The 9775-nt window shown below is 28.9% G+C and carries 11 protein-coding genes and 1 pseudogene; 5 read left to right on the top strand and 7 right to left on the bottom strand.

The annotated features are described in order from the left end of the window. The coding region (locus ACIQ2I_RS05850) for an RNA-binding S4 domain-containing protein (protein WP_396181500.1) at nucleotides 1-219 on the bottom strand (219 nt) is incomplete at its 3' end. An 87-nt stretch (nucleotides 220-306) separates the two neighbouring features. Between ACIQ2I_RS05850 and ACIQ2I_RS05845 the strand changes: the two genes are divergently transcribed. The 4 genes from ACIQ2I_RS05845 (at nucleotide 307) to ACIQ2I_RS05830 (ending at nucleotide 4297) form a co-directional block, all read left to right on the top strand. Further along, nucleotides 307-1242, top strand: coding sequence for an FKBP-type peptidyl-prolyl cis-trans isomerase (locus tag ACIQ2I_RS05845; protein WP_396181499.1), 936 nt, complete (start codon nucleotides 307-309; stop codon nucleotides 1240-1242). 77 nt (nucleotides 1243-1319) lie between these two features. After that, the gene (locus ACIQ2I_RS05840) at nucleotides 1320-2135 is read left to right on the top strand and encodes a 2,3,4,5-tetrahydropyridine-2,6-dicarboxylate N-succinyltransferase (RefSeq protein ID WP_396181498.1); all 816 of its coding nucleotides are present in this window, start codon (nucleotides 1320-1322) and stop codon (nucleotides 2133-2135) included. Next, nucleotides 2135-3175 (top strand): glycosyltransferase family 9 protein, encoded by a 1041-nt coding sequence (locus tag ACIQ2I_RS05835; RefSeq protein WP_396181497.1) that lies wholly within the window; start codon nucleotides 2135-2137, stop codon nucleotides 3173-3175. Before ACIQ2I_RS05840 ends, ACIQ2I_RS05835 begins: the two co-directional genes overlap by 1 nt. Nucleotides 3176-3289: 114 nt before the next feature. Then, nucleotides 3290-4297: a glycosyltransferase family 4 protein gene (locus ACIQ2I_RS05830; protein ID WP_396181496.1), complete on the top strand. Its 1008-nt coding sequence runs from the start codon at nucleotides 3290-3292 to the stop codon at nucleotides 4295-4297. Here the strand turns inward: ACIQ2I_RS05830 and ACIQ2I_RS05825 are convergent. Genes ACIQ2I_RS05825 through ACIQ2I_RS05800 form a run of 6 tightly spaced genes read right to left on the bottom strand, consistent with a single transcriptional unit; the run spans nucleotide 4263 to nucleotide 9425 of the window. Continuing rightward, nucleotides 4263-5015 carry a glycosyltransferase family 2 protein gene (locus ACIQ2I_RS05825; protein WP_396181495.1) on the bottom strand — a complete coding sequence of 251 codons (753 nt, stop codon included), beginning with the start codon at nucleotides 5013-5015 and terminating at the stop codon, nucleotides 4263-4265. The two genes, ACIQ2I_RS05830 and ACIQ2I_RS05825, sit on opposite strands and share 35 nt — an antisense overlap. Next, nucleotides 5005-5835, bottom strand: coding sequence for a glycosyltransferase family 2 protein (locus ACIQ2I_RS05820; protein ID WP_396181494.1), 831 nt, complete (start codon nucleotides 5833-5835; stop codon nucleotides 5005-5007). Before ACIQ2I_RS05820 ends, ACIQ2I_RS05825 begins: the two co-directional genes overlap by 11 nt. Before the next feature lie 6 nt (nucleotides 5836-5841). Further along, a complete protein-coding gene (locus ACIQ2I_RS05815; RefSeq protein WP_396181493.1) occupies nucleotides 5842-6624 on the bottom strand; it encodes a polysaccharide deacetylase family protein in 783 nt (260 codons plus the stop codon). After that, a complete protein-coding gene (locus tag ACIQ2I_RS05810) occupies nucleotides 6621-7556 on the bottom strand; it encodes a glycosyltransferase family 2 protein (RefSeq protein ID WP_396181492.1) in 936 nt (311 codons plus the stop codon). The genes ACIQ2I_RS05815 and ACIQ2I_RS05810 overlap by 4 nt, the downstream gene beginning before the upstream one ends. Beyond that, on the bottom strand, nucleotides 7549-8709 hold the full coding sequence (locus ACIQ2I_RS05805; protein WP_396181491.1) for a glycosyltransferase family 87 protein: 1161 nt from the start codon (nucleotides 8707-8709) through the stop codon (nucleotides 7549-7551). Before ACIQ2I_RS05805 ends, ACIQ2I_RS05810 begins: the two co-directional genes overlap by 8 nt. Then, nucleotides 8706-9425 (bottom strand): lipopolysaccharide kinase InaA family protein, encoded by a 720-nt coding sequence (locus ACIQ2I_RS05800; protein WP_396181490.1) that lies wholly within the window; start codon nucleotides 9423-9425, stop codon nucleotides 8706-8708. Before ACIQ2I_RS05800 ends, ACIQ2I_RS05805 begins: the two co-directional genes overlap by 4 nt. Nucleotides 9426-9500: 75 nt before the next feature. On the opposite strand from ACIQ2I_RS05800, the pseudogene ACIQ2I_RS05795 reads away from it, so the two are divergent. Then, nucleotides 9501-9775: pseudogene (locus ACIQ2I_RS05795) on the top strand (hypothetical protein); the annotation flags it as partial.

Raw genomic sequence — 9775 nt, 5'->3', positions numbered from 1 at the left:
TACAATTTTGGCTGCTACTCTACTAGGCGGAATGTCTAAAACTTTAATAATGTAGTTTATTTGGTCTCTTCTAAGCGTAATTTTGTCTAAAGGAAACACATCTCTGGATGCTTTTGCTTTTACATTATTTACAGAAACATGTCCTTTTTTTATGGCTTCTGCGGCTAAACCTCTTGTTTTAAAGTATCTGATGCACCATAAATATTTATCAATTCGCATAAAAATCAAAAATGAATGTTAATATTTGTACAAAAATAAATGAAAATCGTATCTTGCAACCACTTTTTTAAATTAAATTTTTACAAAATGAAATTATCATTAAGATTATTGCTTATAGTACCTTTTATATTAATCATGTTGGGTTGTCCAGGTGATGATACTGTAGAAACAATAAAACCTAGACCTTATTTAGAGGTTTATAATGAAGATATAGCTGAAATTGAAGACTTTATGGATGAACATTTCATTACAGTAGATGCTTCGTATAATGTAACTTTTACTAAAATTACTGCTACAACACCAGGAACACCAATTTTTGATGCATTAGATACTTCTGCAAGTCAAAATAATCCATTAAAGCCATTAAAATTTAAAACTATTTCAAAAGAAGGAGTGGATCATAAACTATATTATTTAAAACTTAATGAAGGCGCAGGATCAAATCCAACAAGATTGGATTCGGTTTTCACATCTTACAAAGGATACAAAACAGATTTGTCAAGTTTTGATGCCGCTTCAAGTCCTACCTGGTTTCAATTGCAAGATGTAATACAAGGTTGGCAAGAAGTTTTACCAGAATTTAAATCTTCAAGCACACAATCCATAAACCCTGACGGAACAATTTCTTTTAATAATTTTGGAACTGGTATAATGTTTGTTCCTTCTGGATTGGCTTATTACAATCAAAGTCCAGGGACTATTGGTTCTTACACACCAATTATTTTTACTTTTAAACTAATGAATATAAGATATAAAGATCATGATGGAGATAAAATTTTATCAAAAGATGAATATGGCGGACCAACATCAGGCTCTGCATTAGATACCGATGGTGACGGAAAACCTGATTATGTTGATTTTGATGATGATAATGATGGAAAACTTACTAAAAACGAACTTTTTGATGTACTACCGGCAATTCAAAAAATAAATGGATATTATAATTTTAATGATATTCCTGATTGTAATGGAAACCGACCAGCAATTACAAAAAGAAGACACTTAAGTAATTCTTGTCAATAATATTTAAATCCTGCTTTTAGCAGGATTTTTTATTTGCAATACTAATTTGAAACTTTATCTTTGTTAAAAAATACATTATGACAAACTTACAATCAATTATAGAAAAAGCTTGGGATAACCGTGAGATTTTGCAACAAGAAGCCACACAAAATGCCATAAGGGAAGTTGTTGAATTATTAGATAATGGTTCGCTTCGTGTAGCGGAACCTATTGCGTCTGGTTGGCAAGTAAATGAATGGATAAAAAAAGCAGTGGTTATGTATTTTCCAATACAGAAAATGGAAACATTAGAAGCTGGTATTTTTGAGTACCATGATAAAATTCCATTAAAAAGAAATTATGCCGAACGCGGGATTCGTGTAGTACCTAACGCAGTTGCAAGGCATGGTGCTTATATTTCTTCAGGTGTAATTTTAATGCCATCTTATGTAAATATAGGTGCATATGTAGACGAAGGAACTATGGTTGATACATGGGCAACAGTTGGAAGTTGTGCTCAAATTGGGAAGCATGTTCATTTGAGTGGAGGAGTTGGTATTGGAGGTGTGTTAGAGCCTTTACAAGCTGCACCAGTAATTATTGAGGATGGTGCGTTTATTGGATCTCGTTGTATTGTAGTGGAAGGTGTAAGGGTTGAAAAAGAGGCCGTTTTAGGAGCAAATGTTTGTTTAACCGCTTCCACTAAAATTATCGATGTTACAGGATCAGAGCCAATTGAATACAAAGGAGTTGTACCTGCAAGATCTGTAGTAATTCCTGGAACCTATACAAAGAAATTTCCTGCTGGAGATTTTCAAGTGCCTTGTGCCTTAATTATCGGACAAAGAAAAGCTTCTACAGATTTAAAAACGTCGCTTAATGATGCTTTACGCGAATATAATGTAGCCGTTTAATGAAAATTTTAGTAATTCAGAAAAAAAGAATTGGAGATGTACTTACTAGTACTATTATTCTGGAAGCACTTAGAGCGCATTTTCCGAATGCTGAATTACATTATTTAATATACGAAAACAGTTATGCTGTAGTAAAAAACAACAAATTTATTGACAAAATTGTAATTCTTGATGAAAAATCAAGAAAAGGAAAATGGGCATATCTTACATTTTTATTTAAAATAAGAAAAGAAAAATATGATATTGTTATTGATGCTTATGGAAAACCAAATAGTATAGTTTTAGCCTGGTTTTCTGGTGCAAAAAAAACCATTTCATTTGAAAAAAGTTATTCGAAGTTACTATTAACAAATGTTGTTCACAGAAATATATCATCAGATTCAAATGCTTCCAAAGCACTGGAGCACAGAATGGCTTTACTAAAACCGCTTGGAATTGATTTTCAATTATTGGCACCAAAACTATTTTTATCTGAAGAAGAAATCACTATTGGCAAACAAAAATTAATTGAAGCCAAAATTGATATTTCTAAAAATTTACTAATGATTAGCGCTTTAGGCAGTCAAGATGTAAAGAATTATCCGCTGCCTTTCATGGCACAAGTTTTAGATTATATTGTTGCCCAAAAAAAAGTACAGATTTTGTTTAATTATCTTCCGTGGCAACAAAATAAGGCAATTGAAATATATAATTTATGCAACGAAATTACTAAAAAAAATATTTTCATTGATTTTTTTCAAGATGATTTACGGGAATTTTTAGCAATTTTATACCATTGCAAAGCATTAATTGGAAATGAAGGTGGGGCAGCAAATATGGCAAAAGCACTACAAATACCTACTTTTAGTATTTATTCTCCAGGAATTATTAAAACAGATTGGAATGTATTAGAAAACACTACCACTAATATTTCGGTTCATTATGATGATTATGCAGATGAATTACCTAATGAAGGCGATTTATTTGAAAAATACAGTAAATTTAAACCCAATTACTTTTACGATAAGTTATGTGATTTTTTAAATTTTAATTGTAAATAAATGAATTTCGGATTTGAAGCAAAAAGAGTTTTTCATAATAAAACGGGTTTAGGAAACTATAGTCGCGATTTAGTTCGTGTATTAGCGGCTAATTTTCCGGAGAACAACTATTTTTTGTACAATCCTAAAAAGAATAAAAAAAATCTTTTTGTATCAAATAATACGAATGTATTTGAGAAAAATCCGATTTCAAAATTCAATCAAAAATTTAAAAATTATTGGCGACAAAATACCGTTGTTAATGATCTTGTTAAAGATAAAATTCTTTTATATCATGGACTTTCAGGTGAGTTACCTTCAGGTTTGTCTAAAAAAGGTATTAAATCTATCGTTACTATTCATGATTTAATTTTTGTTAGATACCCTAAATTATATTCATTTTTTGATAGAAAAATTCATTTTTATAAGTTTAAAAAAGCGGCTACTAATGCCGATTTAATTATAGCAATTAGTGAACAAACAAAAAAAGATATTATTTCGTTTTTAAATATTGATGCCAATAAAATAACTGTGATATATCAAGGTTGTCAGGATGTTTATAAAAAAGAATATTCAGAATTAGAAAAGCAGCTTGTTACAAAAAATTACAATTTGCCTCAAAAATTTGTTTTAAATGTTGGTACAATTGAAGAGAGAAAAAATGCTTTAACTATTGTAAAAGCAATTAAAAACTTAGATATTGATTTGGTTTTAATTGGAAAGCAAACAGATTATGTAGAAAAGATTTACGATTATATTATAGAAAACAATCTTGAGAAAAGAGTTCATTTTTTGAAAGGGTTAACGAGTACAGATTTAGCAATTATTTATCAATTAGCGACAGTTTTTGTCTATCCATCACTATTTGAAGGGTTTGGTATTCCTATAATTGAAGCATTATATTCAAAGATACCGGTTATAACAACCAAAAACGGAGCTTTTCCTGAAGCAGCTGGCCCAAATTCTTTATATATTGAACCATTTGATGTGGAAGATTTAACAAATAAAATTAATACTGTTATAAATGATAATTTATTAGTAGCAAAAATGAAAGCGGAGGGCTGTAAATTTGCCCAACAGTTTAATGATGAAACAATTGCAAGTAATATTATGAATTGTTATCAGCAAGTTCTTTCAATTTAGCATATTTAAGATAATTGCTAAACGCTGCAAACATACTCCATGTAAATCCTTCATACCCGTTAAGGAAATTACGCTGCAAAATATAATATCTTATAAAATCAAATGGAAATTTGATAATTATTTTTAAAATACTACTTTTTTTCTTTTTTTCGTGAAGTAATTCGCCACTTAACAACGCATATTTTATTTGTTTTTGAATGGCAGTATTTATGTCAAACACGGTATAATGAAGCATTTCTTGATATAGTTTTCCAATCGTACCATCTATTTCAATGGTTTCGTGTACTTTGTTTGGAGTAAACTTGCCAAAATTTTTATTAAATAATCTTAAAATTGGACGTTTACTTTCGGCACCATTTTTAAAAACTTTATTTAAAAAAACATGCGTTCTTGGAATAGTATATGCCTTTACATTTTCTTGGTGATTTATGTTGTGTATTTCTGATATTAAAGCATCAGACAATACTTCGTCAGCATCTAAAGATAAAACCCAATTATGAGTTGTTTGTTCTAATGCAAATTGTTTTTGTAATCCAAAATTCTCAAATTTATGTGAAATGACTATCGCACCAAATGATTCACATATAGAAACTGTGTCATCAGTACTTCCAGAATCCACAACAATAATTTCATCAAATGTTTTTAATTTCTCTAAACATTTTGAAATGATATGCGCTTCATTATATGTAATTATAAATATTGAAATTTTATGTTTCATTGTTCAAATATTTAGATAAGCCATTTTGTATTGCAATCACTTTATTTTGTTTGTTAAACTGTCTTATGGCATTGTTTTTTTGCCAATTATCTTTTGTGGCATAATTCCTGTTATGATTCAAATGTAAACAAATAGCGCTATATCTTATTTGTTTACTCCTAATATTATTGTGAAATAAACGTTCGCCAATTTCTCTATCTAATCCGCCATATTTCATGTCTTCATTAAATCCATTTACCGCTATTAAATCTTCTTTAAAACAAGAAGTGTTGTGTCCGTTAAATGTTTTTTTAGTTGGAGTAATCCAGTTCATGAAATAGGCAAAAAACGTATTTTTTGTTAATTTTATTAATTTAAAATTCCATTTCAATCCATTTTCTAAAAGCCATTTGGTTTGAAAGCAGCTTTGATTTTTAATGTCAATTTCGGAAATCGAATTGGATACAAAATCATTTAATTTAAAGTAGCCACCAGATAAAAAACTACCTTTTTTCATATGTTTTAAATGGGTTGATACAAAATCATTACGAGGAATACAATCTCCGTCTGAAAATAAAATATATTCGCAAGACGCTTTAATAATAGCTTTATTTAAGATTTTAGTTTTTTGAAATCCTTCATCTTTTTGCCATACATGAATAATTGGGTTTTTGAATTTAGTTTGAAATTTGTCTATTAATTTTTTTGTCTGATTAGTAGATCCGTCATCGGCAATTATCAATTCAAAATCAGTATAGGATTGCAAAGTGTAACCCCATAAAACTTTTTCTAACCAAGTTTCAGAATTGTATGTAGTAAGTATTATCGAAATTGTACTCAAAAAAGATTATTTTAAATTTTTTAGAATTAAAAATTCTTTGAAAGTACCAAATATATATTTTTTTTCTTTCATGGCTTGTATAAAACAACTTAATCTTTCCGACATAACATCACCAGAGTTTTTACTTACATATTTAGGAAAATTGTAAGCGGTTTTATTATCAAGAGGCGTGAATTCCCAAGGATGAAAATAAATATTTAAATAACCGTCATTTTTATATGTCCATTTTGCTAGGAATTTATAAACTCTTAATGGTAAATTATGAAAACTTAGCCAGAATAAAGGAAATCGTACTAAAGGGCTTACAGATGCTGGTATTTGCCATACATTGTGTAATTTAAAATAAGTTCTTGGTTTGTCTAAATGATTGTATCTTCCAGGTAAAAATGTTGGATTAATGGAGGAGTTATATAGATATCCAGCATTTTCGATTTCTCGTTCATCTACAGGATACATTCTAGGCATTCTGAATCCAACGACTTCGGAATTTGAAAGTGCTTCTAGGGCATCTTTGGATTGTTTTAAATGCGCCACTTCAAAATTACTGTGATAGTAAGTGTGTGATGCCAATTCATGGTCTTCATTAATAATTCTTTTAATTAAATGAGGTACTTTTTCAGCAAATACAACGGTAGAAAAAAACGTAGCTTTAATTTGATGTTTTTGCAGGAGATTTAAAATAGTTTCAGTTCCTTTTTCAGATACGGCAATTTGATTTTCAAAGGAAATATCTTTACCATACTCAAAAGGCATGTCAAACTCTTCTATATCGAAACTAAGTAAAATCATTTGTAATTGGTACTGCTAATTAAATAATTTGGTCTTCCTTTCGATTGCATAAATAATTTTCCAATATACACGCCTATTATACCTAATACAACCAAATTTAAACCTCCAAAGAAAACAACTGTTGTAATTACAGAAGCCCATCCTGAAATTACATGACCATAATATATACTATACAAAACATATGCAATATAAAAGATAAATGTCATTACAGATAAACTAATACCCAAAATAATTGCCATTGAAAGTGGCTTCGTACTGAAAGAAGTAATGCCTTGAACCGCAAAACGCATCATTTTTCCTAGAGTGTATTTGCTTTTTCCGGAAAATCTTTCATTAGGTTCATAATGAATGGCAAATTGCTTAAAACCAACCCAATTTATTATGCCTCTAATGAATAATTCATTTTCTGTAAAATCAGAAAAAACTTGAGCCACTTTTTTGTCAATTAATCTAAAATCGGCTGTTCCGGGTTCAAATTTAATGTCTGAAAGCTTATTCATTAAGCTGTAAAACAGATTAGATGTTTTGTTTTTTATGAAACCTAATTTTTTATCTTCTTCTCTTTTGGTGTAAACCACTTCAAAACCTTCTTCCCATTTTTGTATAAGTTTTGGAATAATTTTTGGCGGGTGTTGCATGTCACCATCCATAGATATAATGGCATCTACGTCATTTTTTACTAAATCAATCCCTGCTTTAAGGGCATTTTGATGTCCGAAATTTCTGGATAATTCTAAATAAAAAATATGCTGGTGTTCCTTTGATTTTTCTTTCAAAATAGCAACGGTTTCATCGTTAGATCCATCATCAACAAAAATAAACTTAAAAGTATAGTTTATATTTTCAATGGTTTCATTTAAAGCATGTATTAAAACATCAATATTTGTGGCTTCATTATATGAAGGGATCACTATGGCAATGGATTTATTCATGAGCAATGGATGAATTTGATTCTTTTTTTAATATCAGCAATTCGTAACTAATTTGAATCCAAATTAGTACACATGGCAATGCTTTTAAAGCATAAGGTTTTACATACGTTTCTCGAAAAAACTTCGGTATTAAATCTGAAGGTGAAAAACTCGTCAAAATCAAAGCAAATATAAACAAAAACCAGCTCCATTTTGTTTTTTCTTCCTGAATAACAAACCAAATGGCGACACCAGCAAATGCGATAATATAGGTTGGACTCTCTGAACCTGAACTAAAAATAACAGTAAAAATTAAAACGGATGCCAACAAAAGTAATTGAAATTTTTTGTTCGAATACATATTAAATCTTAAATAAGGTAATCCAAAAAGCAATAATCCAGGAATTAAAAATAGCATATTTGAAAGATGTGGCATATTTAAAGTTTTTCTAACCATTCCCATGATTGATATGTCTTGCATAGAAGTTAAGGAAGCGTTTTCACTATTTTTTTCTACTAATCTGATAAACCATTCTGAATAACTATTTAGAATAAATTCGGGAGAAGAAATAGCCATTGGTAAAACAAAAAAAACAATTGACCAAATTGCCAATGAACCGATAAATTTCATTTTATTTTTTGAAAAGAAGAAAAAAGCTAAGCCAACTATTCCGTATAATTTTATGAATGTACCTAAAACAATTAAACAAGCGGACCAAAAATCTTTCTCTTTTTCAATTAACACATAAGACATAATAATAATACTAGTCATTATAGGATTAAATTGTTGTCCTAAAATAGCGGTTAAAAATTCGTGTGCACAAATCCATAAGACTAGGTTGATTTTAGAGCTTTCTAAGTTAATTTGGCGAATCGCGTAAACTAAAACTAAAGCATTAAATAAGCACCATAAAAACATACCTATACTATCTGGCAATAGTGCAAAAGGCGCAATAAAAAGACTAAAAATAGGTCCGTAATGGTTATGGTCAAAATGTAAATTTGGATAAGTCGCGTATAATGATTTTTGTTCTAGAGTATGATAAAAAACGTTTTTAAAAATAAGATAATTATTGTAATTGCCTATTAAATATTGTTTTATTGCAGAAATTAATGCTAATAAAACCCAAATAAACAATACTATTTTTTTATTATTTAAAAGCTTTGTAATCATAATCCCAATCTTTTTTTAATGATTCTTTTTTTGAGTGCTTTATTAAAAAAAGCATCCGTATATTTCCACATTAATTGAAAAACTTCTTCTTTTGGTTTGTGATAAAGTTTTGCATATTCAGAGCTTATTACCTGAACCATATATTCTGAAGGAGTTAATCGACATAAGTTTTTCATTCTTAAATTGAAATCCATTTCTTTATGAAATGTCATTCGATTTAAATCCACGAGATAAAAATCGAAAGCACCTGATTCATTTTTTTTAATCAAAGTATTTCCAGGCGAGTTGTCTTTAAATTCAATACCTGCTTCATGCAATTGAAAGCAAAAATGCGCCAATTGTTTTAAAATTGTATCAGTTTCAGGGTTTTCTACATCAAATAAATCTTTAAAAACATAATCCGGAGTAATGTGTTTGCAAACATAGTAGCTATCTAAAAGACAAAACCAGTTTTTATTTTCATAATAGCCAATTGGTTCAGGTGTACCAATGTTTTTTTTTCGTAATATAGTAGCAAACTCAAATGATCTTCTGGCTTTAGATTTTCTAAAATGCCTGTAAATTATTCCATTAATTAAAATAGGAATTTTAAATGATTTGATGTTTAAAACACTAGTATCATATGGAAATGTTTTAATTGTATTCCTTTTTCCTGCAACTAATAAATCGCCTTCGGTTTCAAATTTTTTTATTATGTTTACTATCGATTTATCCATAGGTTGTATTTGATTTACAAATGTAATTGAAATCTTTGTAAAAAAACAATATCTTTGTTTTTTAAAAATGTAAATATGTTGCACAAAATTGCTGTAATTAGTTTTGATCATTGGAATTATGATGCCCATATTGTTAGTGCTTTACAAAAAAAAGGAATTGAAAGTTTTCATATAAAAACTGGTAATTTTAAGTATAAAAGTTGCTTTGAACGAATTCAAAATACACTAAGTAAAGTCTTTTTAGGTAAAAATCCAAAACTAAAAAAACGACAAGATTATATACTGCATCAACTTCAAAAAAACGGTTTTCAAAATCAAATTTTAGTAATTAATCCAGAATTAATTGATTT

It is taken from the genome of Flavobacterium sp., from assembly GCF_044368995.1.
Taxonomy (GTDB): domain Bacteria; phylum Bacteroidota; class Bacteroidia; order Flavobacteriales; family Flavobacteriaceae; genus Flavobacterium.
The sequence above is the reverse complement of the archived record's forward strand: the minus strand, read 5'-3'. Positions and strand labels throughout refer to the sequence as shown.

Excerpts from the sequence above, each read along its gene's own strand:
- ACIQ2I_RS05810 (WP_396181492.1), bottom strand. The coding sequence starts at position 7,556 with ATGAATAAATCCATTGCCATAGTGATCCCTTCATATAATGAAGCCACA.
- ACIQ2I_RS05815 (WP_396181493.1), bottom strand. The coding sequence starts at position 6,624 with ATGATTTTACTTAGTTTCGATATAGAAGAGTTTGACATGCCTTTTGAG.
- ACIQ2I_RS05835 (WP_396181497.1), top strand. The coding sequence starts at position 2,135 with ATGAAAATTTTAGTAATTCAGAAAAAAAGAATTGGAGATGTACTTACT.
- ACIQ2I_RS05840 (WP_396181498.1), top strand. The coding sequence starts at position 1,320 with ATGACAAACTTACAATCAATTATAGAAAAAGCTTGGGATAACCGTGAG.
- ACIQ2I_RS05845 (WP_396181499.1), top strand. The coding sequence starts at position 307 with ATGAAATTATCATTAAGATTATTGCTTATAGTACCTTTTATATTAATC.
- ACIQ2I_RS05825 (WP_396181495.1), bottom strand. The coding sequence starts at position 5,015 with ATGAAACATAAAATTTCAATATTTATAATTACATATAATGAAGCGCAT.
- ACIQ2I_RS05800 (WP_396181490.1), bottom strand. The coding sequence starts at position 9,425 with ATGGATAAATCGATAGTAAACATAATAAAAAAATTTGAAACCGAAGGC.
- ACIQ2I_RS05805 (WP_396181491.1), bottom strand. The coding sequence starts at position 8,709 with ATGATTACAAAGCTTTTAAATAATAAAAAAATAGTATTGTTTATTTGG.